Origin of the sequence: Gymnodinialimonas mytili (assembly GCF_037544085.1) — a bacterium.
Lineage (GTDB): Bacteria > Pseudomonadota > Alphaproteobacteria > Rhodobacterales > Rhodobacteraceae > Gymnodinialimonas > Gymnodinialimonas mytili.
Genome location: NZ_JBBIFW010000002.1, coordinates 542,187 through 568,964, shown reverse-complemented (window position 1 = coordinate 568,964; position 26,778 = coordinate 542,187). Strand labels below are relative to the sequence as shown.

Sequence of the window (26,778 nt, the reverse complement as noted above, 5' to 3'; positions counted from 1 at the left end):
ATCCGCCCAGGGCGGCATATGGCGCATCAGGGATCATTCGAATTCCATGATCACGTCATCGACGGCCAGGCTGTCCCCTGCGCCGGCATTGATCTTCTGCACGATGCCCTTGCGTTCGGCGCGCAGGATGTTCTCCATTTTCATCGCCTCGACGGTGCATAGCGCCTGACCTTCCTGCACCTCCTGGCCCTCTTCCACATCGACCTTCACGATCAGGCCGGGCATCGGGCAAAGTAGCAGTTTCGAAGTGTCGGGCGCCTCCTTGATCGGCATCAGATCAGCCAGTTCCGCCTGGCGCGGGGTGCGGATATGCACCGGCAGATCGGCGCCCCTTGTCCGCAACCGGAACCCGCCCGGCACCTTGCCGACCTTCAGGACCAGCGGCTGCCCGCCCACATCCACGCGGGCCAGTTGATCGCCCGGCGTCCAATCCGAGCTGACGCGCAGGGTCTGGCCCGCAAGCGTCACGTCCGAGCCATCGTGATCGGCATCAATCGTCACATCAAAGCGTTGACCCGCCAGCGTCACAACCCAATCGGCGCCGACCCGGCGTTCGTGATTGTCCATCCGGCCCGACACCCGCGTGCGCCGGATCTCGGCCACCCGGTGCATTGCCGCGGCCGCCGCGGCCACGCGGATCAACTCCGCGTCCGGCAAATCAACGCCGTGGAACCCGTCGGGATATTCCTCGGCGATAAAGGCCGTTGTCATATCACCGGAGGTGAATTTCGGGTGATCCATCACTGCGCTCAGGAAGGGCAGATTGTGGCCGATCCCCTCCACTTCGAACCCGTCCAAGGCCACGCGCATCGCCTCCAGCGCGGTGGCACGGTCCGGCCCCCAGGAACAGAGCTTGGCGATCATCGGATCGTAATACATGCTGATCTCGCCGCCCTCATAGACGCCGGTATCATTGCGCACCGCCGTCTCGCCTTCAGGGCCCTCTTCCAGCCATTTGCCATTGTCCAGCATCGGCCCAGCGGCCACCTCCACCGGCGGGCGATAGCGGGTCAGCCGCCCGATGGAGGGCAGGAAATTGCGATAGGGGTCTTCGGCATAAAGGCGGCTCTCGATGGCCCAGCCGGTCAGTTTCACGTCATCCTGTGCCAGGGCCAGCTTTTCGCCTGCGGCCACACGGATCATCTGCTCGACCAGATCCACACCGGTGATCAACTCGGTCACCGGATGCTCCACCTGCAGGCGCGTGTTCATCTCAAGAAAATAGAAATTCCGGTCGCCATCGACGATGAACTCCACCGTGCCCGCGCTGGTATAGCCCACCGCCTTGGCCAGGCTGACGGCCTCTTCGCCCATCGCCTTGCGGGTCGCTTCGTCCAGGAAGGGCGACGGCGCCTCTTCGATGACCTTTTGATTGCGCCGCTGGATCGAACATTCGCGCTCCCCCAGATAAATCGCGTTGCCATGCTTATCGGCCAGAACCTGGATCTCGATATGGCGTGGCTGGGTGACAAACTTCTCGATGAACATCCGGTCATCGCCAAAGGAACTGGCCGCCTCGTTCTTCGAGGCCTGGAAACCTTCGGCCACCTCATCCTCGGACCAAGCGATCCGCATCCCCTTGCCGCCGCCACCAGCCGAGGCTTTTAGCATCACGGGATAACCGATTTCTCCCGAAATGCGGATGGCCTCTGCTGCATCCTCGATCAGGCCCATATGGCCCGGCACCGTGCTGACACCCGCCTCGGCCGCGATTTTCTTCGAGGTGATCTTGTCCCCCATCGCCTCGATCGCGCTAGCGGGCGGGCCCACAAAGGCCACACCCTCGGCCTCCAACGCTTCGGCGAAAGCCTTGTTTTCAGACAGAAACCCGTAACCCGGATGCACCGCATCGGCACCCGTCTCGCGAATTGCGGCCATGATCTTGTCGATCACGATATAGCTTTCGGCCGCAGGCGGCGGGCCGATATGCACCGCCTCATCGGCCATTTTGACGTGCAAGGCCTGCGCGTCCGCATCCGAATAGACCGCCACCGTCGGGATCCCCATCCGCTTTGCCGTCTTGATCACGCGGCACGCAATTTCACCCCGGTTGGCGATCAGCAGTTTCTTGAACATGTCCTCGTCCCTTCCCAGCGCGGTCCACAGCCACGCCCCAAAAGAAAAACCACCGGGGCGATCAGACCCCGATGGTTTCCAAAGCTTAGATATCTGATCCGGGCCCCGCGTGCCCGGCGCTCTGCGTCAGCAGAGATTGACGTCGTCGCAGAGCGCGCCCGCGGCGCCGCCGATAAGAACGCCGGTGCCAACGCTGCCGCCAAGGGCCGCCGCGCCGACGCCGCCCGCAGCCGCGCCGATGCCCGCCCGTTCCAGATCGGACGCGACACAGCCCGAAACGGCCAATGCTGCTGCAAACAATGTGATGATTGTGAATTTTCTGCGCATGTGACTGCGTCTCCTGTCGAAGTACCTCGTGACCCAGACCATACACCCTTTGTCGCGAGGACAGAAGTCTGCCCTTGGCCGCCATGGGCGGAGGACCGCGCGCCCAAAAAAAGAGGCGGTCGGCACTGGGGATAGGCCGACCGCCCTGTAGGGGAAGGGTAACACGTCTTGTGGGTGCTGGCCTGGTTTAAACGATTGGGGACGTTGACCAGCCCAGAGAGCATTACACAATGCGCGGCAGACGAAAGGGATTGATTACGCCTATGGAAACAATGCGCGTCCATCCGCCCATTCTTGTATACTGCAAGCGAATTCATGCCGATTTTCCCTCCCAAATGCCCGTTCCATCAAAGGCTTCGGGGAAAGATGCGCGCGCGCGATCCACGTCGATGCGCAGCAACGCGTCATAGCTTTCGGGGTCAAACGGGTCTTCGGCAGGCACCACCTCACGCCCGAACAGCCAACTCAATCGACCTGCATCCAGGTTACCGCGCTCGAACTCCGCCTCGCCGAAATAAAGCCACAGCGCCTCCATGAAGCCCGCATCGGCGCGCCGATCGGCCGGGCGCCGATCCGCATAACGCTCGCGCGTGATCAGCTTGGTGGCGCCCGCCTTGTTCTCGCGCCGGATCGTAAAGCTGTAATCCGAGGACGGCAGGCGCGACGGGAAACCGCGATGTTTCAGCATGGCACAGTTCCCCGCATGAAAAACCGAGCGCGGCTTGCGCCACACTCGGTTAGGGGAACAATCCTGCTCGGGCACATCTGGGGGATCGTGTGCCTCAGGACCTGCCATTGCGGCATGGGCGGTGTCTGCAATTCCGCACGTGCCGGTTTCTTCTTTTTATTGCCTCGCGGTGTGACCGAGGTCGAAGGGCCATTGTCCACAACGGCCCCGGCCACGATCCGAGGTACAGCTGCGCTTGTGCAGCCAAGATCGACCCTACACGCCAGCTCGCGTTCTCCACAGACCTTTCCACAAGAACGCTGGCTCTGTGACTCGAATGCATCACAGGACCCATCACGTGAAGAACATATCGCAACATATTGGGGTCGCATCAAAATTGCTCCCATATGCAGGCACCATCTTGGATGGAATACGCCTCGATAAGCTGAGTTATCCTCCGGCTCGGCTCACCACGCGGAAAGGGCTCGCTCATCAATTGCACGACAATCCGGCTGGGCACCGGATCATGTTCCAGCGCAGGCAGCCCCCATGTTGCGCAGGCCCAATCATGGTCGGTCATCTCAACGGTCAGATCCACGTCGTCGAGCTGGCTGTCTTCGGCGCGCACGATCACCCAGGTCTCGCCGGAGGGCTGGATCTCATACAAAATCTCGCACAATCGAACGGCATGACCCGACGGCCCAGTGCCCAGCGACGTGCGATCACAAATATCGCGCCGGTCCGTCGGCAAGCCGATCAGCCAGGCCCCCACACCCACCAAGATCACGCAGGCCAGGATCACCACCCGCCCGGTCACGCAGACCTCCGGGCACAACGCTGCCACCGCTCGCGCAATTCGGCATCCTCCAGCAGCGCGGAAACCGCTTTTCGCGCATTGGCGGGGATGCGCCCGTCAACCGCGCCCCCCGCCACAAGGCGCAGGCCATCAGCCTCGCGCGTTACCGCGACCGCCGGCTGGAATCCCCGCAACCGCTGCAAACGCCGCCACATATCCTGCCGCACCTGATGGGCCAGCCGTCCGCGCCGCAGGCTCGGGTCGTCAAACCGCGTTTCAACGGCCAGATCGAACCGCACGGGCACCCGCCGCGCCACCACAAGCGTGTCGCCCTCCACCGCCATATGCCAGCGTCGCGATCTCACAACGGAATGTTGTCGTGCTTTTTCCACGGCATCTGCCGCTGCTTCCGGCGCAGCGCGGCGAAGGCCCGGCACAACCGGCGGCGCGTCGATTGCGGCAGGATCACCTCATCCACAAAGCCGCGCTCGGCCGCCACAAACGGATTGGCAAAGCGATCCTCATATTCCGCCTTATGGGCCTCGATCTTGTCGGGATCGCTCAGATCCGCGCGATGCAGGATCTCCACCGCCCCTTTCGCGCCCATCACCGCAATCTCCGCCGTGGGCCAGGCATAGTTCACATCCGCCTGCAAATGCTTGGACGCCATCACCACATAGGCGCCGCCATAGGCCTTGCGGGTGATCAGCGTGACCTTCGGCACCGTCGCCTCGCCATAAGCATAGAGCAGTTTGGCGCCATGCTTGATCACCCCGTCATATTCCTGTGCCGTGCCGGGCAGGAAGCCGGGCACATCCACCAGGGTCAGGATCGGGATCTCGAAACAGTCGCAGAACCGCACGAACCGCGCCGCTTTCCGCGCACTGTCGATATCCAGCACACCGGCAAGAACCATCGGCTGGTTTGCAACAACACCGACCGTTTGCCCCTCTAAACGAATAAAACCGGTTATTATATTGCCCGCGAAGTCCGCCTGAAGTTCGTAGAAATCGCCCTCATCGGCAATCTTCAGGATCAGCTCCTTCATGTTGTAGGGCTGGTTCGGATTGGCGGGCACGAGCGTGTCCAAGCTGGTCTCAATCCGGTCCGGGCTGTCGAAAAACGGGCGGACAGGTGGCTTTTCGCGGTTTGACAGCGGCAGGAAATCGATCAAACGCCGCACTTCGCTCAGCGCTTCGACGTCATTCTCAAACGCGCCGTCAGCGACAGAGGATTTCTTGGTATGCGTCCCCGCGCCCCCCAATTCCTCGGCCGTCACGACCTCATTGGTGACCGTCTTCACCACATCGGGCCCCGTCACGAACATGTAGCTGCTGTCCTTCACCATGAAGATGAAGTCCGTCATCGCGGGTGAATAAACCGCGCCGCCTGCGCAGGGGCCCATGATCATGCTGATCTGCGGCACCACGCCCGAGGCCTCGATGTTGCGCTGGAAGATTTCGCCATAGGAGGCCAACGCATCCACGCCCTCCTGGATCCGCGCCCCGCCGCTATCGTTGATCCCGACGACCGGCGCGCCGTTCTGCATCGCCATATCCATGATTTTGCAGATCTTTTGCCCATGGGTTTCCGACACCGAGCCGCCGAGAACCGTGAAGTCTTGACTGAACACATAGACCTGACGGCCGTTCACCGTGCCCCATCCCGTCACGACACCGTCACCGGGCGGGCGATTGGCCTCCATCCCGAACTCGGTCGCGCGGTGGGCGACAAACATGTCGTATTCCTCGAAACTGCCCTCATCCAGCAACAGCTCGATCCGCTCGCGCGCCGTCAGCTTACCCTTGGCATGCTGCGCCGCGACCCGCTTGTCGCCACCGCCCTTGCGCGCATCGTCGCGGCGGATCTCCAATTCGGACAGAATATCTTTCATCTCGGGCCTTCCTGGGTCTGGGATGCGCGTGTTCTAAGGGGCGCGCGGCGGCCAAACCAGCCTGAACTAGCATATTTGCAAATAACTTTACCCAACCACCTAGGTATTTTGCAAAATTGCAAATATCCGGTGATGCACAATCAAGCTGCATCCGTGCACTGGACGCGCCGCACCCACAGCGATAGCTCTTGTGTAATGAGCACGCATCCCGCGGTGCGGTTTTTCGACCGCGCCACACCCCCGCATATCTTCACGCTGATCATCATGACCGGGCTCGGCGCCCTGTCGATGAACATCTTTCTGCCGTCGCTTCCGGCGATGACGACCTATTTCGACACCGAATATCGCGTCATGCAGCTTTCGGTCTCGCTGTATCTCGGCGTGAATGCGGTCATGCAAATCGTCATCGGCCCGATTTCGGACCGGTTCGGGCGGCGTCCGATCCTGTTGGGCGGCGTCGTGATCTTTTTGCTCGCCACGATCGGCTGCCTTCTGGCGCAGAATATCGAGACCTTCCTGATCTTTCGCATGATCCAGGCGGTGATCGTGGTGGGCCTGGTTCTCGGCCGTGCCGTCGTGCGTGACATGCATGAAGAGGCGCAAGCCGCTTCGCAAATCGGCTATGTGACGATGGGCATGGCGATTGTGCCGATGATTGGTCCGGCGATCGGCGGTAAGCTCGACGAGGTGCTGGGCTGGCAAGCGAATTTCTGGTTGCTTCTGATCCTCGGCGGCATCGTCCTGATGCTGATCTGGTGGGATCTGGGCGAGACCGCGCGCACCAAATCCACCGATTTCGTCGCGCAATTCCGCGAATATCCCGAGCTTCTGACCGCCCGCCGGTTCTGGGGCTATTGCCTCGCGGCAGCCTTCGCCTCGGGCGCGTTCTTCTCCTATCTCGGCGGCGCGCCCTATGTCGGGTCCGAAGTCTTTGGCCTGTCCGCATCACAGGTCGGCATCTATTTCGGGGCCCCCGCCGTGGGCTATTTCTTCGGCAACGGCATTTCGGGGCGGTTTTCGACGCGTGTGGGCATCAACAAGATGATCCTCTGGGGCGCGATCATCACGGTTGTGGGCTTGCTGATCTCAACGCTGATCTTCCTGTTGGGCTACGGATCGGCACTGGTCTTCTTCGGCTTCACCACCTTCGTCGGCCTCGGCAATGGCATGGTGCTGCCAAACGCCACCTCGGGCATGTTATCGGTGCGTCCGCATCTGGCGGGCACCGCAAGCGGGCTCGGCGGCGCGATGATGCTGGGCGGCGGCGCGGCCTTGTCGGCCCTGGCCGGTGACGTCCTGACCGAAGGCTCTGGCGCCATGCCGCTCCTGCTGATGATGCTGACCACCTCCCTCATGGGCGTCGCCGCAATCGTCTACACGATCCGCCGCGAAGCACAGGTGACCAAAGCCTAGACCGACCCCGCGGGACGGCGGGAGGGGCGATGCCGCCAGGCGAGCGTCTCCCCGGCCCTTGCGCCGCCCCTTGCAAATCTGCAAATCTCGCCCTGCAAAGCTGCGAGGATCCCATGCCGCCCCAAAAACTCTATGCCGGTGCCAAATTGCGCGGCCTGCGCACCCGTCTGGGGCTGACCCAAAAAGACTTCGCCGCCAAGCTCGGCATCTCCCTGCCCTATCTCAACCAGATGGAGAACAACAACCGCCCCCTCTCCACCGCGGTCCTTCTGGGGCTGGCGCAGGATTTCGGCGCCGATGTCACCGAATTCGCCGCCTCCGACACCGACCGCCTTGTTTCCGATATGCGCGAAGCACTGGCCGACCCGATCTTTACCGAAACCATGCCGCAACTGGCCGATCTGCGCCTGGCCGCCTCCAATGCCCCCACCCTGGCCCGCGCGTTCCTGGAATTACACCGCGCCTATCGCCAAAACCACGAACGCCTCGCGTCGCTGGACGAGGCCCTGGGCCAGCAAACCTCCGCCACCGCCAGCCCCTGGGAAGAGGTGCGCGATTTCTTCCACTATACCGACAATTACATCGACGCCGTGGATCGCGCCGCCGAACGCTTCGCCACCCGCGCCACCGGCGATCTCGCCGCCCATACCGCCGCCGTCCTCTCCGACAAGGGCATTACGCTGCGCCACGCCGCGGGCGAAGGCGTCCGCCACTATGACCCCGCCACCAAGACCCTCACGCTCAGCCCCCGCGCAGCGCCCGAAACCCAACGCTTCCAGCTCCTCCACCAATATGCGCTCCTGGGCCAGCACGACCTGATCGAGGCCACCCTCGACCTCGCCCGCTTCCAATCCGACACCGCGCGCGAGATCGCCCGCATCGGCATGGCCAATTATTTCGCGGGCGCCTGCCTGATGCCCTATACCCGCTTTGCCGAGGCCGCCGCCGACACCCGCCATGATCTCGAACGCCTGGCCATCGCCTTCGATGCCTCGATCGAACAGATCGCGCACCGGCTCAGCACCCTGCAACGCCCCCAGGCCAAAGGCATTCCGTTCTTTTTCGCCCGGGTCGATCAGGCTGGCACCGTCACCAAACGCCATTCCGCCACACGGCTGCAATTCGCCCGTTTCGGCGGCGCCTGCCCGCTCTGGAACGTGCACCAGGCCTTCGAGACACCGGGCCAATTCCTGCGCCAATTAGCCGAAACGCCCGACGGCGCCCGCTACGTGATCCTGGCCCGCGACGTATCGAAATCCGGCGGCGCCTGGGGCCGCCCCACCCGCCGCTACGCCATCTCGCTCGGGTGTGAGGTGCGCCACGCCGCCAGTCTCGTCTATGCCGACGGGCTCGATCTCGACCACGACGCCGCCTTCCAGCCCATCGGGATCTCCTGCCGCATCTGCGACCGCCCCGATTGCCACCAACGCGCCGTCCCGCCCCTCGAACGGCGGCTCAGCGTCGATCCCAATCGCCGCGGCACCCTGCCCTATACCGTTGCCCGCTAGTCACCACACCGCTAGGCTCCGCCAGACCCAAAACAAGGACGACCCAAGATGGAAATGCATGCCAGCCGCCACATCGCCGCCCCGCGCGACCAGGTCTGGGCCGCGCTTAACGACCCAGAGGTGCTCAAGGCCTGCATCCCCGGCTGCGAAGAACTGACCGGCTCCCCGGAAGAGGGCTTCTCCGCCGTGGTCAAACAAAAGGTCGGTCCCGTGAAGGCCACATTCAAAGGCGCCGTCACCCTCAGCGACGTGGTGCCCGGCGAACGCTACACGATCTACGGCGAAGGCAAAGGCGGCGTTGCAGGCTTCGCCAAAGGCGGTGCCCAGGTGGCCCTCTCCGATCACCCCGAAGGCGGCACCGAGCTCACCTACGATGTTGAGGCCAAAGTCGGCGGCAAACTCGCGCAGCTGGGCTCTCGCCTGGTCGACAGCTTCGCCACCAAGATGGCCGACCAATTCTTCGAGCGGTTCCAAAACCACCTCGAAGGCACCGAACCGACCGAGGCCTGACGCCCACCAAACCGAATTGCGCGCGCACCCTCACCCGCACCGCAAAGCCAAACCGACACGGGCCCAGCACCACCCCGCAATTCGGGCCGAAAAGCAAATCCGATCCACACAATCCCGACGCTGCAGACCCCTTCTTCCACTGGCTCCAAATACCCCAGGGGGCGTCGCGCAGCGACGGGGGACAGCGTCCCCCAACCTGAGGCCAAGCGCCGCGCGCGCAGGCCGAGGCAAATCCACGCGCGGCACGCGCCCCTTTAGATCAAGCACCCACGAAGACCTATTGCGCCGCCGTCACCGATTGCACATCCCGGTGCCACGCGCCCGCAACCGCCTCCGGCGACAACACCTGAACCGACGGCAACCCATTGAAATCCCCCGGCTCCGCCGCCGCCAATTGCCCCGGAAAGGCCAATACCGTCAAACCGGCACCTTGCGCCGCTTGCGCCGTGGCCGCCGTGTCGGCGACAACCACCACCCGCTCGCGCCCCACACCCAGATCAGCCACCGCCTTCAGCATGGCTTCCGGATCCGGCGCCAAATGCTCGACGTCTTCGCGCAACACGGCCAGGTCGAACGCGATCCCCGACCGCATCCGCGCCGTGGCCTGCAACAGCGCGCGGACCGGACCGGCTTCGCTCCGGCTCACCAGGCCCAGCTTCAGCCCAGCCCGCGCCGACCAGTTCAACACCCGGTCCACCCCCGGTCGCAACGGCACATCCTGCGCCAGCATCGAAGCGAAGACGCGCTGGTGGGTCTGATCCAGCAGATCCGGCGCAATCGGACAGGGTTGGCCCAAGGCCACCGCATGGCGGGCCGCCAATTGCCGGTCCCCTCCGGCGCGCATCAGCCCCGCATAGGTCTCCCACGACCAGGTCCAATCCAGGCCATGGATCTGAAACGCCGCGTTCCAGGATTTGCGATCCAGTTCGGCACATTCCGCCAAACTGCCGAGCCCTCCAAAGATCAACGCCTCTAACGTCATTCGCTGCACTCCCGTATGTATCTTCAGATGGGGACGGCCCCGGCACACACACAACCAAAGCCGCCGGATTGCGGCGGCGCAGCATAGAAGAACGGACGTGCGCTAGGCGAACGCCCAGCCCTGTGCACAATTTCCCGGCAGCGGAAAAATAGTTAACAAAACTGGGATACTTGTAGACCGGTTGGCTCAGCGGTTGCGCCGCGCCAGAACCGCCTCGCGCCAGGTGATGAAACTGACCGCCGCAATGATCAACCCGCCGCCCAAGATCACATAGGCGTCGAGGGGCTCTTCAAATACAAGAACGCCCAGCAATGTAGCCCAGATCAATTGCAAGAACGTCACCGGCTGCGTAACGGTCAAAGGCGCCATCCGAAATGCCAGGGTCATGGTGTAATGGCCCGCCGTGGCAAAGATCGCACACAGAAACAACCAGCCCAGATCGATCCAACCCACCGGCACCCACAGGCTCAGCGCCGCGGGCAACAATGCGATGGGCACGACAATCGACAGGTAGAACACCACGACCTGGGCGGGCACACGTTGCGACAGCAGCTTGGCGAAAAAGTAGCTCACCGCCATCGCCACCGCGGTCAGCAGCATCACCAGATGGCCGATATCGATCTCGCGAAATCCGGGGCGGATGATGATCAAGGTGCCCGCAAAGGCCACCACAATCGCAGCGATCCGCCAAGGGCCCAACCGCTCCCCCAGAAACAGAACCGCCAGAAGGATCACATAGATCGGGTTGAGGTAGTTCAGCGCCGTGACATCCGCAATCGGGATGCGCGTCATCGCAAAGAACCACAGGCTGACCGCCAGGGCATGGGCGATCCCGCGTGCCGCGATCAGCCCGACCAGGGGCCGTGTCAGAACCGTGCGCCGCACCGCGGGCCACATCGGGATCAGAAAGCCCAACGCCAGCACATAGCGCAGAAACCCGGCCTGCACCGCGGGCACGTCGTCGCCCACCATCTTCACGGTTGCGGTCACGGCGACAAAGCAGATGCCAGTCATCAACATCCAAAACAGCCCCCAACCCGGGCGCGTGTCCGGGGGCGTAAAGGTCTCTGTGGGGCGGGTGGGCGTGTCGTCCATCTGGCGGCACAAGATCACCCCGCCCCCGGCAAGGCAAGCACCGCTCAGGCGCCCAGCGCCAGTTTCGCCGCCAGGGCCAACATCGTCACGCCCACGATGCCGTCCAAGATGGCCCAGGCCCGGGGCCGCGCAAAAACCGGCGCCAGGATTCGCGCGCCGACGCCCAGGATCACAAAGAACACGCAGGATGCCGACAGCGCGCCCGCCCCAAAGATCCACCGCCCGGTTTCGTAGGTGGCCGAGACCGCGCCGATCAACCCGACCGTATCCAGATAGACATGGGGGTTGGCCCAGGTCAGCACCGCCGTGGTGGAAAGCGCCGCGGCCAAGCTCTGCTCCGCGCGACCCTCGGCGGCCAGCGCCTCGTCGGCCGTCATGGCGGCGTGCAGCGCCCGCGCGCCATAGGCCACCAGAAACGCCACACCGCTCCAGCGCATCACCTCCAACGCCCAGGGCGCCCGCTCAGCCAGCACGCCAAATCCCGCGACACCGGCAAAGATCAGCACCGCCTCCGACAGGCAGCACAGGGCCACAACGGGGCCCACATGCAGCCGCCGCAATCCCTGCCGCAGCACGAAGGCGTTTTGCGCCCCAATCGCGAGGATCAGCGAAAAGGACAGGGCGAACCCGGCGGAGAAGGTGGCGAGCATCGGGGGAGCACTTTCAGAGGTGTCTTTAACCCGGTGGTAACCACAGCCGCATTATCAGTCGAATTGATAATAAAAATGTACTATCGATTTTTTTGATGTTTGACCGCGCCGCCCTTGCCGCTCTTTCCGCCGTGCTCGACACCGGCTCGTTCGATGCGGCCGCCGCGAAGCTCGGGATCGGGCAGCCCGCGATTTCCGCCCGCATCAAATCGCTGGAGGAGCAGGTCGGCGCCATCCTGATCCGCCGCACACGTCCCGCCTCGCCCACCGAGGCCGGGCGCAGATTGGCCGCCCATGCCGAAACGCTGAACCTGCTGGAACGCGACGTGACCCGCGCCATGGGAATGCCGCCCAATTACCTCAACCGTCCGCTGCGCATCGCGGTGACCGCCGATACCCTGGCCAGTTGGGTGCTGCCCGCCCTGCCCCAGGAAGACATGCTGTTCTACGATCTGGTGATCGACGATCAGGACCACTCGGTAGAGCTTTTGGCGCGCGGCGAGGTGGCCGCCGCCATCACCGCGCGCAGTGCCGCCCTGCCCGGTTGCGACGTGACGCGCCTGGGTCCGCTGCGTTACGCGGCCTTTGCCTCTCCGGCCTTTGCGGAGGTGTATTTTCGCCGCGGCGTGACACCCGGCGCGCTGACGCTTGCACCGGCTTTGACCTATAACCGCAAGGACAAACTGCAACTGGCCTGGGCGCGCCAGGTCTTCGGCTACAATGTATCGTCGCTGCCCACCCATTACGTGCCATCAACCCATGGCATCACCGAAGCCGCACGCGTCGGCCTGGGCTGGGCGGTGAACCCCGTGGCCCTGGTCCAGCCCCTCTTCGACAGCGGCGGGTTGATACAGCTTAGGCCCGAGATCCCGCTTGAAACCCCGCTTTACTGGCAAGTCCCGCGGCAAAACCAATCGGCGCTGGACAGCCTGACCAAAAGCCTCCTGCGCCACGCGAAACGGATGCAGGACGAAAGCTGAGCGGCTTAGATGGCAGTCTCACGGTCAAAAACTGACCTGAAGCGGCATCTCTCGAATGACTTAGGGACATTTGAAAAACGACACCGTCTCGCCGTAATTCCACCAAAAAATCCGACGACCTTCATTTTATCTCAACCAAAGGGTGCAAGTAACAAGGGCAAAAGGTACAGGCGCGATGGATCAGATCGTCCAATTCCTAGAGCAATTGGCAGGAACCGCAGTCAGCTTTGACATGCGCATCTCTGGACCTTTTATTCTATCGACGATCATTCTCTCATTTGGCATCTGGTGGTTCACCGCGCGGCAAGGCGATGATCGAAAATCCTTTTTGTCTTTTCTTCTGCCTAAAGATGTCTACGCACACAAATCCAACCTGCTCGATATCAAGCTTTATCTCACCAACCGGCTCATCGCTTTTTTGGGAGTAACCGGGGCACTGGTGTTCACTCCGGTAGTGGCTTACAAAGTGCTCGTCGTTTTAACAGAAATCACGACTGGTGAATGGCAATTACCGCCCCAAACATGGACGCGCGTGGCCATCGCGACTTTGCTGATCGTAATGGCATCGGATTTCTGCAAATACTGGGCACATCGTCTGCATCACGAATGGGACGCTCTCTGGCCTTTTCACGCTGTGCATCACTCGGCTGAAGTGCTGACACCCCTGACTGTGGCGCGCGCCCATCCCATCGAAGGCTTTATACGCCTGCTGTTCATCTCTGTCTTTGTTGGTGTGCTGCAAGGCGTTCTTGTCTGGGCCTTCGTTGGGACAACGTCACCCATCACGATCGCTGGCGCCAATGTCTTTTACTTCATCTTCAACGCTGCGGGCGGGAACTTGCGGCATTCGCATATCTGGCTGAGCTACGGACGCATCGTTGAGCACATCTTTATTTCCCCCGCACAACATCAAATTCACCATTCTCGCGCGACAGAGCACTTCAACAAGAATTACGGCTCAATGTTTGCGATATGGGATTGGATGTTCGGTACTCTTTATGTGCCTGCAAAGCGCGAAACCCTAACCTTCGGCGTCGCCGAAGCGGATGGTACTCCAATTCAGCAACCCTATGAAACGCTTGGAGCCGCGCTTTTCAAACCTTTTATTGAGAGCAGTCAAGCCATTTTTCGGTCGTGGCGCCGTCGATCCGAGAAACGGCCTATAGTTGAACGTCGCGCCTCCAAAGCCGACCCATGATCCGCGGCTTCTCTCTTTGGCTAGACGCGCTCCGTGCCTTGGCTGCGCTAACCGTTCTAGCCGGTCATATGGCGCATATTCGATTTACCGGTGGTGAATTCTACTTTCTACGTGAGATCAATATAGCGTCTGACGCTGTCATCGTTTTCTTCGTATTGTCCGGCGTTGTCATCGCATATGCTGCGGGCCGCGATGATGATTTCGGCACTTTCACCTTCAATCGTCTGACTCGACTGCTAAGTGTGATGATACCGGCCCTCGTGCTCACCGTAGTTTTCGACTCGATTGGGACACGCATCGACATGGAGGCGTATCCCGAAGGCTACTATCATCCGTTACCAATTTGGGAGATGGCACTGCGCGGCTTGACTTTCACCAACGAATGGCAAGGCCAAACCGACAGACTGCGCCTCGGTTCAAACGGACCACTCTGGTCGCTGAGCTACGAATTTGCCTATTATACACTGTTTGCCGTTGCGGTGTTTCTACGCGGTCTGACTCGTGCGGTATTGTTGGGACTGCTGTGTGCGCTGATTGGCCTGCCGATCCTGGCACTTCTGCCTGCCTGGGCTTTGGGGGTCTGGGTATGGCATCGCGTTTCGGCCGACGGCTACAAACCACCTCATTATGCCGCCGCAATCTTGATGGCGTTCGGTGCGCCGCTGGCTTTGGCCCTTTGCCGGTATTCGAACTTACCAGAACTGCTTGAAACCATAACGTATGCGAGCCTTTTACCATTCAATCATCACACTCTCTTAGGCTATTCAAACGAGGTGCTTTGGAACACGTTGATTGCCCTAGCCACCGCACTTCACCTAATCGGCGCGCATGCTTTGGCAGCGCGCATGAGACAGCGGCGCATATCGAGGATCTCCAAGGGGGTCCGCTGGATGGCTGGGGGAAGCTTCTCTCTCTATGTGACGCATTATCCGACCATGCAGCTTTTGGATGCGATGCTTCCGGACACATCTTGGCAGAGCCAACTCTTTCTTCTGTTCGGAACACTGATCGTAGCAGCACTTTTCGCCGCGATATTCGAACGTCCTCTGGCATTTTGGCGAATATGCGCCCTACAGATGCTTAGACGTTCTAATCTTGTGGCACCGAATTAGGCGCCTATTCGGCGCCCAGCTGCTCCATCACCTCATCGGAGATTTCGAAATTCGCCGTGACGGTCTGGATATCGTCGTCATCTTCCAGCGCCTCGATCAGCCGCATCAGCTTTTGCGCATCTTCCAGGCCCAACTCGGTCGTGGTCGTTGGCTTCCAGACCAGCTTGGTGCTTTCGCTCTCGCCCAGCTCGGCCTCAAGCGCATTGGACACCTCGTTGAGATCGGTATCCGCGCACCAGATCACATGGCCGTCCTCGGCGCTTTCCACATCTTCGGCCCCGGCTTCGATCGCGGCCATCATGACGGTATCGGCATCGCCTACATCGGCCGGATAGGTCACCTGGCCCTTGCGGTCGAACATGAACCCGACGCTGCCCGTCTCGCCCAAATTCCCGCCATTCTTGGAAAAGGTCGACCGCACGGTGGACGCCGTGCGGTTCTTGTTGTCGGTCATCGCCTCGACAATCACCGCCACGCCGTTGGGCCCATAGCCCTCATAGCGGATCTCGTCGTAATTCTCCGCATCGCCGCCGGACGCCTTATTGATCGCGCGTTCGATCACATCCTTCGGCACCGAGCTCGACTTGGCCTCTTTCACCGCCAGGCGCAGGCGCGGGTTCTTGTCGGGATCGGGATCGCCCATCTTGGCGGCGACGGTGATCTCTTTGGAAAGCTTGGAAAACAGCTTGGCGCGCAGCTTGTCCTGGCGCCCTTTGCGGTGCTGAATATTTGCCCATTTGGAATGGCCGGCCATGCGCGCCTCTTGGTCTGTCTTTGGTGGAGTTTGCCGGTGTATACGGTTTGCCGGGCTGTGCGACAAGATCCCGAGATATCGCTGCCCATGGGCTATCGCGCCCCAGGGGGCGGAGCGCAGCGACGGGGGACGGCGTCCCCCAACCTGAGGCCAAGCGCGACAGCGCGCAGGCCGAGGCAAAGGGATGCGCGGCCCTGCCGCGCGCCATTGGGTCAGGGGGCGGAACACCACAAAAAACGCGCAGGCCGAAGGGGAAGCCTGCGCGTTTCAGATGCAGCGATGGCGGGGAGAGATCACCAGCTGCGATAGACGGGCCAATAACAATCGGCCATCGCCTCCGTCGCGCCGATCGAGAGCGAGCCCAGCAAGGCGAGGGTCAGGGCGGCGGCGAAGGTCAAGGCGGTTTTGCGGTTCATGGGTCTGGTCCTTTACCAAGATCAAGGGCGGGTGTTTTGTTTGATGCAATCACTCTGCCGCGTTCCACCGACGCCCAATAGGCAGGGAAGCCCGACCTTTGGCTCACAGCGGCGTGAGACAGCGCTCACATTCCGTGAGTCACGGGCCGGTCAGCCCAGAAACGGCATACTCGACAGGCAGAGCCCGGCGGCGATGATCAGAAGCAAAAGACGCAGCATGAAGGATCTTTCCCTCGACCGGTTGGATGCGTATGGCACGGCCCCACCCGACATTTCCGTCGCGACGGCCTAGCGCGATGATTGCCATCGCGTCGCCCACCTGTCAGGTCTTGCGCCATGACGGCAGATCAAATCATTCTCTTTTCCCTCTTCGGCACGGTCTTCGGCCTGCTCCTCTGGGGGCGGTTCCGCTACGACCTTGTGGCCTTCTCCGCGCTCATGGTCGGTACCGTGTTGGGCGTCGTCCCGGCCTCGGATGCCTTTGCGGGCTTCGGCCACCCCGCCACGTTGGTTGTGGCGCTGGTTCTGGTCGTCTCTGCCGGTCTGGTCCGCTCCGGCGCGGTCTTTCTGATCACCCGCACCCTGGTCGATGCGAGCCGGTCGCTTGGCGCCCATATCGCGATCATGGGCGGGATCGGCGGGCTGCTTTCGGCCTTTATGAACAATGTCGCGGCCCTGGCGCTGCTGATGCCGGTCGATATCGCCACCGCCCGCAAGGCGGGCCGCGCGCCGGGCGTCTCGCTGATGCCGCTGAGCTTCGCGACGATCCTGGGCGGCATGGTCACGCTGATCGGCACGCCACCCAACATTATCATCGCCACGATCCGGGAAGACAGTTTGGGCGCGCCGTTTCGGATGTTCGATTTCGCCCCCGTCGGCGGCGTGGCGGCCATCGTCGGCCTGACCTTTGTGGCGCTGGTCGGCTGGCGCCTGATCCCGACGCGCGACAGCGGGGCTGGCGTGCAATTGGATCAGCTTGAACCCTATATCGCCGAACTGCGCCTGCCCGACGACACCAAGCTGGCGGGTACCCGGCTGCGCGATCTGGAGGGCGCCGCCGCCGAGGCCGACGTACAGATCCTGGGTGTGGTGCGCGACGGCAAGCGCCGCTTCGGCACCGGGCGCAACCTGACGCTGCGCGCAGCCGACGTGCTGATCCTGGAGGCCCGCCCCGAGGCGCTAGACGAATTCCGCGTGGGTCAATCGCTGGACGTGGCCAAAGGCAATACGAGCGCCGACAAAGCAATCGGCGACGGCGTCAGTTTCATCGAGATGGTGGTGCCCGAACACGCCCGCATCGCGGGCAAGACCGCCGAAAGCGTCGGACTGGCCTGGCGGCACCGGACGACTCTTATGGGCATTGCCCGCAAAGGCACGCGCATCACCAAGAGCCTGCGCAAAACCATCGTGGAGCCCGGCGATATCCTGTTGCTTCTGGCACCGTCGGACAGCGCCGATGATGTTGTGACCTGGCTGGGCGGCCTGACTCTGGCCGATCGTGGCCTGACGGTCACCAATGACAGCAAAACCTGGGCCGCCATTGGACTTTTCGCGGCGGCGGTCCTCGCCGCCTCGCTGGGGATTGTCTACCTGCCCATCGCGCTGGGGATCGTGGCTGTGGGCTACGTGCTGCTGAAGATCCTGCCGTTGGCCGAGATCTACGATCATATCGAATGGCCGGTTGTCGTTCTGCTGGGCTCGATGATCCCCCTGGGCGCGGCGCTGGAAACCTCGGGCGGCACCGAGTTGATCGCAGGCGCTTTGATCGGCCTGACCGAGGGCCTGCCCGCCTGGGCGATCCTGACCGTGCTGATGGTGGTGACGATGACCATGTCAGATGTGCTCAACAACACCGCAACCGCAATCGTTGCGGCCCCGGTCGGGATCACCATGGCGCAGTCTCTGGGCGTTTCTCCCGATCCGTTTTTGATGGCGGTCGCCGTCGCGGCCTCGGCCGCCTTCCTCACCCCGATCGGCCATAAGAACAACACGCTGATCCTGGGGCCCGGCGGCTACCGGTTCGGAGATTACTGGCGCATGGGCCTGCCCCTGGAGGTGCTGGTGATTTCGGTCTCTATTCCCACAATCCTCGTGGTCTGGCCCTTGTAAACTGAGCACTCTAGGGATTGCGCTTTGCTTCGCAAATCGCCCGGGGGCGCGCTCGCCTTCAGCTCGCGCGCCTGAACCAAAGGCAACCGAGCCTAGAGGAGTGATCGGTGAGCACACCCCTCTTCCATTGGCTCCAAATACCCAAAGAAACCGCCACACCCCAAAAGCGCCGAACGCAAATCCTCGGCGCATCCAACATGGTCGAGGTTGTCTCGGCTGCATCGTCGCGACGCCTTCGGCGAGGGTATTTGGGGCCAATGGAAGACGGCATTTACCAATACTTAACCGGAATCACCAAGCGTTGTCGGGCGGTACAGGCTGGGGAGCCGATGACCGCGGCAGTGGAAGACCGCCCGGGAGGACTGGCTGAGGCTAGCCCGGGTGGCTTCTCCGTTTTCCCACCGTCAAGTCTCGACATTTGAGCTATCGGCGCGGGCGCCGGAGCGCAGCGGAGGCGCCCGCGCCGCCCGGCGATTTGCGAAGCAAAGCGCAAACCCTTGGCCGGGCTTGGCGTGGCCGGGGGGCCTAGAGCGGCCAGATCAGCGGGATGGTCAGGCAGACGACAATCCCCATGCTCAGGTTCAGCGGCAAGCCGATCTTGATGAAATCCGTAAACGCGTAGCCGCCCGGCCCGTAGACCAGCATGTTGGTCTGGTAGCCCACGGGCGTCGCGAAACAGGCCGAGGCGGCGATCATCACGGCCACCACCATCGGGCGCGGGTCGATGCCCGTGGCGCCGGCCAGCGCGATGGCGATGGGCGCCATGATGACGGCGATGGCGTTGTTGGAGACCAGTTCCGTCAGGCAGGAGGTCAGCACATAGACCACCCAGATCAACACCAGGGGCGGCAGGCCCGCCAGCCAGGGCGCCAGCGCATCCACGATCAGCGCAATCGCGCCAGTATGATCAAGCGCCGCGCCCACCGACAGCATCGCAAAGATCAGCGCCAGAAGGCGGCCATCGACGAAGGAAAACGCCTCGTCCGCATCGATGCAGCCACTGAGCAACACAACCGCCACGGCCACGATGGCCAGCGCCAGCAGCGGCGCCACGTTCAGGGCGGCGAGCGTCACGATCCCCGCCATTGCGGCAATCGCCACCGGCGCGCGCGCCCTGCGATAGGCACGCTCGGATGGCCGCGCGACATCGACCAAATCCATATCGGCGGCGAGGCGTTGGATATCGGCCGGATCGCCTTCCAGCAGCAGCGTGTCGCCGACGCGTACCACCAGATCGTCGAGCTGCCGCCCGATATTCTGGTTTCGGCGATGCACGGCCAGGGGATAGACCCCGTAGCGGCGCCGCAGGCGCAGATTGCCGAGGGACCGGCCCACCATTTTGCAGCCCGGCGTGATCAGCACCTCGACGGTTGCGGTCGCCACGGCGCTGAGCTTATCCACAGCGCGCAATTCACGCGCATTTTGCAGACCCAGCACCTCGGACATATCGGTGCGCAGCACGACGCGATCTCCGGCCTCCAGTACGACCGCGCCCATATCGCGACGCAGGGACGCGTCGCCGCGCAGCACGTCGATCAGGCGCACCCCGTCGCGGCGGAAGAGATCCACCTCCGCCGCCTTCTGCCCCACCAGGTTCGAGCCTTCGGGCACCGCGACCTCGGTGAAGAATTTCGGCTTGGCGCGGTTGCCCCCCAGAAGCGCGGCCATCGAGGACCGCTCGGGCAGCAAATGCCGCCCGATGAGCCACAGATAGGTCATACCCCACAGCACCACGACGATGCCGATCGGCGTGACCTCAAAAATCGAGAAGGGCTCCAGCCCCTGGGCGCGCGCCACGCCATCAACCAGCAGGTTGGTCGAGGTGCCGATCAGGGTCAGCGTGCCGCCCATGATCGCCGCATAGCTGAGCGGGATCAGGAATTTCGACGGCGCCTGGCCCAGGATGTTCGCGATCTGCACGAAGACCGGGATCATGATCACGACCATGGGCGTATTGTTCATAAAGGCCGAGGCAATCGCCACAAATCCCAACAGCCCCGCCACCGCGCGGGCGGGGTGGGCCTTGGCATTGGCCTCGGCAAACTTCGTCAGCCGGTCGAGGGCGCCGGTGCGCACCAAGGCGCCCATGACGATGAACATCGCCGCGATGGTCCAAGGGGCGGGGTTCGAAAGAACAGCCACAGCCTCAGGATAGGGCAGAAGGCCGGTGATCAGCAGGGTGGCGCAGCCGGCAATGGCGACGACCTCGGTGGGCCAACGCTCCCACAGGAACAGGCCGAACATCGCGGCCAGCACGCACAGCGCCAGGATCGCTTCGCCAAGTTGCGAGAGGGGAAGGTCAATCATGGTCGGCCCCAGCACTGCCCGGCCCCGATGCCGGAGCCACATCATCCGCGATGGAATGCGGCGCTGCAAGCGCCTGACGGCGCGGAGCGCCGATTACGTTGCGCCGGGCAGATTTTGGGCATGTCGGGGTCAGTTTGGGGAAGCGATGGGCCGCAACGCCATGCCATTGCTTAACGCACGGATTGGACGGCGCGCCTGCAGGTCTAGGTGATCAACGACCGCACGGTTCGGCGCGGTTGCACCAGGAAGACGCCCATCAGCATCAGCGCGAGCGCGGCCCAGACCCAGAGCGAATAGCTTTCGCCCAGGATCAGCTTGGCCCAGAGCACGCCGAAGCCGGTCACAAGATAGCCCACTTGAGAGGCGAAGACCGCGCCGGTTTGACCGACCAGCCAGACATAGATCGTATAGGCCGCGGTATGGGCGAGCGCGATGCCGACAATCGCCCAATCCGGTGCGGACCAGGGGCCGAGCGGGTTGATCCACTCGCCCGTCGCCAGGGCCAGGGGCGCCGCGATCAGCGCGCCAAGCAGCGAAGCCCCCAGCAGGACCTGCACCGCATCCAGACCCGCCGTGCCCCATTTGGCGACGACATTGCCCTCGATCGCGTAGAAAAGCGGTGCGATCAGGGCGACGAAAACCCAGGTGATCTGCCCGCCGCCGGGCAGGCTGGCATCGGGCGCGGCGATGAGGATGATTGCCGTCAGCCCCATCAAAAGCCCCAGCATCCGCAGGGCCGAAAACCGGTCCATCCCAAGCGCCAGCGCGATGGGAAAGGCTATCATCGGAACGGTGGCGATCACGATGGAAAGGATGCCCGAAGGCAGGTGCACGGCGGCGGTGAAGCTGGCGCTGTTGGGCAGCAGCGTGCCGATCAGCGCAATCAACAGGTAGACGCCCAGCTGTTTCGGCGCCAGCGGCAGGGGCTTGCGCCGGATTAGACAGAACAGGCCCAGCCCGAAGGCGCCGATGGCCATCTGCCAGAAGATGATCCCCAGATCGCGATAGCCTTCGGACACGGCGATCTTGGAGAGCGGCTGGGTCACGCCCCAAAGCGCGCCCATCGCCACAAGCACGGCCAGGGCGAGATTGCGGTTCATGGGGCGGAGGGCTGCAAATGCCCGCCATCGCGAAATGGCGTGATCGATGTGGCGTGGCCGTTGGCGGCATCGGCCTCGATCAGGACGCCGGACAGGGTCGTGGGGCCGGTGGCGGGCGAAAACCGCTCTTTCGGCATACCGGTGAGAAAGCGGCGCAAGGGCTCGGCCCGGTCCATCCCGATGACGGAATGGTAATCGCCGCACATGCCCGCATCGGTCATGTATCCCGTGCCGCCGGGCAGGATCATCGCGTCAGCAGTGGGCACGTGGGTATGGGTGCCGACCACCAGGGAGGCGCGGCCATCCAGGTAGTGCCCCATCGCCATCTTTTCCGAGGTCGCCTCGGCATGGATATCGACGATCCGTATGGCTGCCTGCCCGCCGAGGGTCTTGAACGCCTGATCGAGGGCCGAGAACGGGTCGGCGAACGGGCGTTTCATAAAGACCTGCCCGAGCGCTTGCGCGACCAGGATCTTTCGGCCCTTCACATCGAACAGGCGCGCGCCCTTGCCCGGCGCGGAGGGGGAGAAATTCAGCGGACGTAGGATGCGCGGCTCGGTCGCGATGAATTGCAGCATGTCTTTCTGGTCAAAGGCGTGATCGCCCAGGGTCAGGCAATCGGCCCCGGCCTCGAGCAACACCTTGGCGTGGGCGCCGGAGAGCCCCGCGCCGGAGGTGGCATTTTCGCCATTCACGGCGATGAAATCGAGTTTGTGGTCTGCCCGCAGGCCCGCCAAACGGTCTTTGATCGCGGCCCGGCCCGCGCGGCCCATCACATCGCCAAGAAACAGAATACGCATGGGTCGGGCTTAGGGCGAAGGGCGGGCGGCGGCAAGGGCTAGGGTGTGAGAACCCCGCGCTCGGTCACCAGCGCATCGAGCGGCTGATCGGTGGGCTCTTGCGGGATCTTCGGCAATTCCTGCGCGGCGTAAGCGAAGCCGATGGCGCGGGTGGGCGCGGCTTGGCGCAACAGATCCAGCGTGCGGTCATAGAAGCCGCCGCCATAGCCCAGCCGGTTGAGGGCGGCGTCAAATCCGACAAGCGGCACGATCAGCGTATCGGGAACAACCGTGGCGCCCTCGGCAGGGATCTGCGCCCCGAACGGCCCCTCGACCAAAGCGCAGCCGGGATGCCATTCGCGAAAGGTAAGCGGCTGGCCATTGCCGAGAATCACGGGCACCCCAAGCGTGGCGCCCTGCGCGTGCAAGGCTGTCATGGCCGGGATCGGGTCGATCTCGGTTCGGATCGGCATGTAGCCCGCGATGATGCGATCCGCGGCGGGGCCGATTGCGGCGCGCATATGCTCGGTTGCGCGGACTATGTGGTGGGCCGCCTCGGCATGGGCCGCTTTGCGGGCGGCGAAGGCGGTTTTACGGGCGGCGGCTTTGGCGTCTTGGGTCATGGCGCCATTGGCCATGGCGCGCGGATGGGATGCAAGCTGGTATGACAGGTGAGGCGGCGGTTTGACTGGTGGCCGCTGTGAGGGCGCGCTAGGCTCAGTCCATGTTGACCTTTGATCATATCGCCTTGTCTTGCGAGGGTTTGGAGACCGGGGCCGCGGATGTCGCCGCGGCTTTGGGGCAAGAGATGCTGCCGGGCGGGCATCACCCCGCCATGGGCACCCATAATCGCCTGCTGTCGATGGGGCCCGGAGAGTATTCCGAACTGGTGGCCATCGACCCCGAGGCGCCCGCGCCGGACCGGCCCCGCTGGTTCGATCTGGACGCGTTTTCGGGCGCGACGCGGATCACCAACTGGATCTGCCGCTGCGATGATCTGGACTCGGCGTTGGCACTGGCGCCTGACGGGGCGGGTGTGCCCATTGCCCTGACACGGGGCGATCTGAGCTGGACCATGGCCGTGCCGGAAGATGGCAAGCTGCCCTTCGCCGGGCTGTTTCCGGCGATGATCCAATGGCAGCGCGCGGCCCATCCGGCGGAGCGGCTGGCCGATACCGGGCTGCGCCTGGCGGCGCTGCGGCTGATCTCCCCCGACGCGGCGGCGCTGTCGGCGGCGCTGGCGCCGCTGATCACCGATGACAGGATTGCCGTGCTGGAGGGGCCCTCGGCCCGGATCGAGGCGGATCTCGACACGCCAAAGGGCCGCGTTACGCTATGATCGCGCGTGCTGGTCCGGACGATATCGCGCCGATTACCGCGCTGTGGAATGAGGTGATCCGCGACACGACGATCACCTTCACAAGTGCCGACAAAAGCCGCGATGACATCGCCGCACTGATCGAGCGGCAGCCGGTCTTTGCGGCACGGCAGGGCGCGGATTGGGTCGGGTTCGCGACGCTTGGCCCGTTTCGCAGCGGCGATGGCTATGCCCGGACCTTCGAACACGCGATCTACCTGAACGCGGCGGCACGTGGATCGGGCCTGGGGCGCGGTCTGATGCGGGCGGTGGAGGACGCCGCTCGGGCGGAGGGCGGCCACAGCCTGATTGCCGGGATTTCCGGCGAAAACGCGCCGGCGGTGGCATTCCACGCCCATATGGGCTTTGCGCAAGTGGGCCAGGTGCCCGAGGCCGGGTTCAAATTCGGGCGCTACATTGATCTGATTTTAATGCAAAAACGCCTGAACGGATGATTTGCCCCCTGCCCTTACGCGCTGTCGCAGGTTAAACTCTGGCCTATGTCACTTTGGTCCCGCATCACCGACGCTTTGGCCGCCCTGCGCCAGGGGGAATCCCTGTCGGAGGTGTTCGAACGGTTGCGCACGCCGCCCGAGCGGAGCGTCGCATTTACGATTGCCGTGATCGCGTTGAGCGCCAAGATGGCCAAGGCCGACGGGCGCGTGACCCGCGATGAGGTCACCGCCTTTCGCGAGGTCTTTCACATTCCGCCCGCCGATGAACCCGCTGCCGCGCGGGTCTTCAACATGGCGCGGGAGGATGTGGCGGGGTTCGAGATCTATGCAGAGCGCATCGCGCGGATGTTCCGCGTGGATGGCCGCCCATGCGGCGCGGACAGCGTGTTATGCGATCTGATGGAAGGGCTGTTTCACATCGCCACCGCCGATGGCGATTATCATCCGGACGAAGATGCGTTTCTGACGCGGGTCTCTGAAATCTTCGGGATGGAGCCTGCGCATTTCAGCCGGTTGCGCGCCCGCCTGGTGCCCGATCACGCGCCCGATCCCTATACGGTTCTGGGGGTGGCGCCCGATGCGCCGCTGGACGAGATCCGCCGGGCCTGGCGGGCGCAGGTGCGCGAGACCCATCCAGACCGGATGATGGCGCGTGGTGTTCCCCCCGAAGCGATTCAGATGGCGGAACGGCGGATGCAGGCGATCAACCACGCCTGGGAGGAGATCCAGGCGCAAAAGGCCGCCTGAGGGATTTTGGGTATTTTTTGCCAATGGAAGACGGGGCGCGATGCGGATTGCCACCTATAATGTCGAGTGGTTCCATGCGCTGTTCGATGACAACGGCGCGCTGTTGCATGACGGGGAGTGGTCGGCGCGGCGCGATGTGACCCGCGCGATGCAGATCGACGCGCTGGTGCATGTGTTTCAGGCGCTGGACGCCGACGCGGTTTTGGTGGTGGAGGCGCCGGATGTGAGCCGGGGCCGCGATGGCACGGTGGCCTTGCGCAATTTCGCCGCCCATGCCGGGCTACGGGCGCGCGCGGTGTGCATGGGGTTTCAGAACGATACGCAGCAGGAGATCATGCTGCTCTATGATCCCGATGTGGTCCGAGCGCGCCATGATCCGGTCGATCTGGGGGCGCCGTTTTTCAACTCGGAGTTTCGGATCGATCTGGATATCGACGCGACCGAGGATCGGGTCGTGTTCTCAAAACCGCCTTTGGAACTGGCATTGGAGACGCCGATCGGTCCGCTGCGGATGATCGGGGCCCATGTGAAATCCAAGGCGCCCCATGGCGCGCGCGATGCGACCCATGCGATGCGACTGGCCATTGCCAACCGGCGCAAACAGCTGGCGCAATGCATCTGGCTGCGCCGCCGGGTGGAGGCGCATCTGGCCGAGGGCGCGGCGCTTATCGTGGCGGGCGATTTGAATGATGGGCCAGGCCTGGATGAATATGAGGCGCTGTTCGGGCGCTCGGGGCTGGAAATCGTGCTGGGCAGCGAGGCGGAGGCCGCCGCGCAATTGTTCGATCCCCATGCGGCGATGGCGCTGACCTCCCGCATCTCGGCGGCGCCGACCACAGCGCGATTCTATCTGCGGCACGAGAAACGGTATCTGTCGGCTTTGCTGGACTACATCATGGTGTCAGATGGGTTGCGGGCGCGGGCCGCGGGTTGGCGCATCTGGCATCCGTTCGAGGACCCTGAGTGCTGGCGGAATGAGGCGATGCGCGACGCGTTGCTCATGGCGTCGGATCACTTTCCTGTCACGCTGGATTTAACCATGGATGGCGTGTCGAGGGGCTGACATCGGGGCCCGACACCCCCATCTTGGCCCCATGAAACAGCTTATCACCGCGACGATCACGGCCGGTGCGCTTGCTTTGGCGAGCCCGGCGGCCGCACAAGATGAGAACCAACTGGGCGACGGCCTGGATCGGTTGGGTGAGGGTATGGGTCTGATCCTGGAAGGGCTGATGGAAGAGATGCGCCCCATGCTGGAAGAGGCGCGGCCCTATTTCGAGGATGAGGTTCTGCCGTTCCTGGACCGGATGGGCGAATTGATGGATGACCTGTCATCCTATGAATTGCCGGAGCGTTTGCCCAACGGCGACATCATCATTCGCCGCTCGGAAGACGCGCCGCCCTTTGAGCCGGAATTGGAGCCTGGCCCGGGCGGCGATGTGGAGCTTTGACGATTCGCCGAGGGACTAGAGGACCTATGGATTGAGGTGTGCGCCGCCTTTGGCGTCGGGCCTCTTAGGAGTTGCGCCGCCTTTGGCCTCGCGGG

General features: G+C 63.3%; 27 protein-coding genes. 12 read left to right on the top strand and 15 right to left on the bottom strand.

The genetic code is table 11. The annotated features are described in order from the left end of the window. Positions 1–33: 33 nt before the first annotated feature. The 6 genes from V8J82_RS12285 to V8J82_RS12260 form a co-directional block, all read right to left on the bottom strand. On the bottom strand, positions 34–2,076 hold the full coding sequence (locus tag V8J82_RS12285) for an acetyl-CoA carboxylase biotin carboxylase subunit (RefSeq protein ID WP_339975636.1): 2,043 nt from the start codon (positions 2,074–2,076) through the stop codon (positions 34–36). Positions 2,077–2,202: 126 nt separating this feature from the next. Then, the gene (locus V8J82_RS12280; RefSeq protein WP_339975635.1) at positions 2,203–2,403 is read right to left on the bottom strand and encodes a YMGG-like glycine zipper-containing protein; all 201 of its coding nucleotides are present in this window, start codon (positions 2,401–2,403) and stop codon (positions 2,203–2,205) included. Positions 2,404–2,716: 313 nt separating this feature from the next. After that, complete coding sequence (locus V8J82_RS12275; protein WP_339975634.1) at positions 2,717–3,091, bottom strand: hypothetical protein; 375 nt, start codon at positions 3,089–3,091, stop codon at positions 2,717–2,719. Positions 3,092–3,461: 370 nt separating this feature from the next. Beyond that, positions 3,462–3,887 carry a DUF6497 family protein gene (locus tag V8J82_RS12270; RefSeq protein WP_339975633.1) on the bottom strand — a complete coding sequence of 142 codons (426 nt, stop codon included), beginning with the start codon at positions 3,885–3,887 and terminating at the stop codon, positions 3,462–3,464. Beyond that, the gene (locus V8J82_RS12265) at positions 3,884–4,231 is read right to left on the bottom strand and encodes a hypothetical protein (protein WP_339975632.1); all 348 of its coding nucleotides are present in this window, start codon (positions 4,229–4,231) and stop codon (positions 3,884–3,886) included. Before V8J82_RS12265 ends, V8J82_RS12270 begins: the two co-directional genes overlap by 4 nt. Then, positions 4,228–5,760 carry an acyl-CoA carboxylase subunit beta gene (locus V8J82_RS12260; protein WP_339975631.1) on the bottom strand — a complete coding sequence of 511 codons (1,533 nt, stop codon included), beginning with the start codon at positions 5,758–5,760 and terminating at the stop codon, positions 4,228–4,230. Before V8J82_RS12260 ends, V8J82_RS12265 begins: the two co-directional genes overlap by 4 nt. A 195-nt stretch (positions 5,761–5,955) precedes the next feature. Here V8J82_RS12260 and V8J82_RS12255 point away from each other — a divergent pair, with 195 nt between their 5' ends. From V8J82_RS12255 to V8J82_RS12245, 3 genes are all read left to right on the top strand, one after another. Further along, positions 5,956–7,173, top strand: a complete 1,218-nt coding sequence (locus V8J82_RS12255) for a multidrug effflux MFS transporter (protein ID WP_339975630.1) — start codon at positions 5,956–5,958, stop codon at positions 7,171–7,173. Positions 7,174–7,286: 113 nt separating this feature from the next. Further along, positions 7,287–8,681, top strand: coding sequence for a helix-turn-helix domain-containing protein (locus V8J82_RS12250; RefSeq protein WP_339975629.1), 1,395 nt, complete (start codon positions 7,287–7,289; stop codon positions 8,679–8,681). A 48-nt stretch (positions 8,682–8,729) separates the two neighbouring features. Next, the gene (locus tag V8J82_RS12245; protein WP_339975628.1) at positions 8,730–9,191 is read left to right on the top strand and encodes an SRPBCC family protein; all 462 of its coding nucleotides are present in this window, start codon (positions 8,730–8,732) and stop codon (positions 9,189–9,191) included. A 277-nt stretch (positions 9,192–9,468) separates the two neighbouring features. Here the strand turns inward: V8J82_RS12245 and V8J82_RS12240 are convergent, their stop codons facing one another. From V8J82_RS12240 to V8J82_RS12230, 3 genes are all read right to left on the bottom strand, one after another. Next, positions 9,469–10,173: an HAD family hydrolase gene (locus tag V8J82_RS12240; protein WP_339975627.1), complete on the bottom strand. Its 705-nt coding sequence runs from the start codon at positions 10,171–10,173 to the stop codon at positions 9,469–9,471. A gap of 186 nt (positions 10,174–10,359) precedes the next feature. Further along, a complete protein-coding gene (locus V8J82_RS12235; RefSeq protein WP_339975626.1) occupies positions 10,360–11,268 on the bottom strand; it encodes a DMT family transporter in 909 nt (302 codons plus the stop codon). A 44-nt stretch (positions 11,269–11,312) separates the two neighbouring features. After that, positions 11,313–11,918: a LysE/ArgO family amino acid transporter gene (locus V8J82_RS12230; protein WP_339975625.1), complete on the bottom strand. Its 606-nt coding sequence runs from the start codon at positions 11,916–11,918 to the stop codon at positions 11,313–11,315. A 95-nt stretch (positions 11,919–12,013) separates the two neighbouring features. Here V8J82_RS12230 and V8J82_RS12225 point away from each other — a divergent pair, with 95 nt between their 5' ends. The 3 genes from V8J82_RS12225 (at position 12,014) to V8J82_RS12215 (ending at position 15,208) form a co-directional block, all read left to right on the top strand. Then, positions 12,014–12,898: an ArgP/LysG family DNA-binding transcriptional regulator gene (locus V8J82_RS12225; RefSeq protein ID WP_339975624.1), complete on the top strand. Its 885-nt coding sequence runs from the start codon at positions 12,014–12,016 to the stop codon at positions 12,896–12,898. A gap of 175 nt (positions 12,899–13,073) precedes the next feature. Continuing rightward, on the top strand, positions 13,074–14,096 hold the full coding sequence (locus V8J82_RS12220; protein ID WP_339975623.1) for a sterol desaturase family protein: 1,023 nt from the start codon (positions 13,074–13,076) through the stop codon (positions 14,094–14,096). Continuing rightward, positions 14,093–15,208, top strand: coding sequence for an acyltransferase family protein (locus tag V8J82_RS12215; RefSeq protein WP_339975622.1), 1,116 nt, complete (start codon positions 14,093–14,095; stop codon positions 15,206–15,208). Before V8J82_RS12220 ends, V8J82_RS12215 begins: the two co-directional genes overlap by 4 nt. A gap of 4 nt (positions 15,209–15,212) precedes the next feature. Here the strand turns inward: V8J82_RS12215 and V8J82_RS12210 are convergent, their stop codons facing one another. Together V8J82_RS12210 and V8J82_RS12205 are read right to left on the bottom strand one after the other, a co-directional pair. Continuing rightward, the gene (locus tag V8J82_RS12210) at positions 15,213–15,962 is read right to left on the bottom strand and encodes a YebC/PmpR family DNA-binding transcriptional regulator (protein ID WP_339975621.1); all 750 of its coding nucleotides are present in this window, start codon (positions 15,960–15,962) and stop codon (positions 15,213–15,215) included. 293 nt (positions 15,963–16,255) lie between these two features. Then, a complete protein-coding gene (locus V8J82_RS12205; protein ID WP_339975620.1) occupies positions 16,256–16,378 on the bottom strand; it encodes a hypothetical protein in 123 nt (40 codons plus the stop codon). A 336-nt stretch (positions 16,379–16,714) separates the two neighbouring features. Here V8J82_RS12205 and V8J82_RS12200 point away from each other — a divergent pair, with 336 nt between their 5' ends. Beyond that, positions 16,715–18,487: an SLC13 family permease gene (locus tag V8J82_RS12200; RefSeq protein ID WP_339975619.1), complete on the top strand. Its 1,773-nt coding sequence runs from the start codon at positions 16,715–16,717 to the stop codon at positions 18,485–18,487. A 525-nt stretch (positions 18,488–19,012) separates the two neighbouring features. Here the strand turns inward: V8J82_RS12200 and V8J82_RS12195 are convergent. The 4 genes from V8J82_RS12195 to V8J82_RS12180 form a co-directional block, all read right to left on the bottom strand. Next, a complete protein-coding gene (locus V8J82_RS12195) occupies positions 19,013–20,794 on the bottom strand; it encodes an SLC13 family permease (RefSeq protein WP_339975618.1) in 1,782 nt (593 codons plus the stop codon). Positions 20,795–20,997: 203 nt separating this feature from the next. Next, positions 20,998–21,894 carry a DMT family transporter gene (locus V8J82_RS12190; protein ID WP_339975617.1) on the bottom strand — a complete coding sequence of 299 codons (897 nt, stop codon included), beginning with the start codon at positions 21,892–21,894 and terminating at the stop codon, positions 20,998–21,000. Continuing rightward, positions 21,891–22,694 carry a TIGR00282 family metallophosphoesterase gene (locus V8J82_RS12185; RefSeq protein ID WP_339975616.1) on the bottom strand — a complete coding sequence of 268 codons (804 nt, stop codon included), beginning with the start codon at positions 22,692–22,694 and terminating at the stop codon, positions 21,891–21,893. Before V8J82_RS12185 ends, V8J82_RS12190 begins: the two co-directional genes overlap by 4 nt. Before the next feature lie 38 nt (positions 22,695–22,732). After that, positions 22,733–23,296: a 5-formyltetrahydrofolate cyclo-ligase gene (locus V8J82_RS12180; RefSeq protein ID WP_339975615.1), complete on the bottom strand. Its 564-nt coding sequence runs from the start codon at positions 23,294–23,296 to the stop codon at positions 22,733–22,735. A gap of 101 nt (positions 23,297–23,397) precedes the next feature. Between V8J82_RS12180 and V8J82_RS12175 the strand changes: the two genes are divergently transcribed. The 5 genes from V8J82_RS12175 to V8J82_RS12155 are packed head-to-tail and all read left to right on the top strand — an operon-like array spanning position 23,398 to position 26,683. Next, on the top strand, positions 23,398–24,012 hold the full coding sequence (locus V8J82_RS12175; protein ID WP_339975614.1) for a VOC family protein: 615 nt from the start codon (positions 23,398–23,400) through the stop codon (positions 24,010–24,012). Continuing rightward, complete coding sequence (locus V8J82_RS12170) at positions 24,009–24,485, top strand: GNAT family N-acetyltransferase (protein WP_339975613.1); 477 nt, start codon at positions 24,009–24,011, stop codon at positions 24,483–24,485. Before V8J82_RS12175 ends, V8J82_RS12170 begins: the two co-directional genes overlap by 4 nt. A gap of 45 nt (positions 24,486–24,530) precedes the next feature. After that, entirely contained in the window at positions 24,531–25,232 is a 702-nt protein-coding gene (locus tag V8J82_RS12165; RefSeq protein WP_339975612.1) for a TerB family tellurite resistance protein, read from the top strand. A gap of 40 nt (positions 25,233–25,272) precedes the next feature. Then, a complete protein-coding gene (locus V8J82_RS12160) occupies positions 25,273–26,295 on the top strand; it encodes an endonuclease/exonuclease/phosphatase family protein (protein WP_339975611.1) in 1,023 nt (340 codons plus the stop codon). A gap of 31 nt (positions 26,296–26,326) precedes the next feature. After that, on the top strand, positions 26,327–26,683 hold the full coding sequence (locus tag V8J82_RS12155; protein WP_339975610.1) for an AAA+ family ATPase: 357 nt from the start codon (positions 26,327–26,329) through the stop codon (positions 26,681–26,683). Positions 26,684–26,778: the final 95 nt, after the last annotated feature.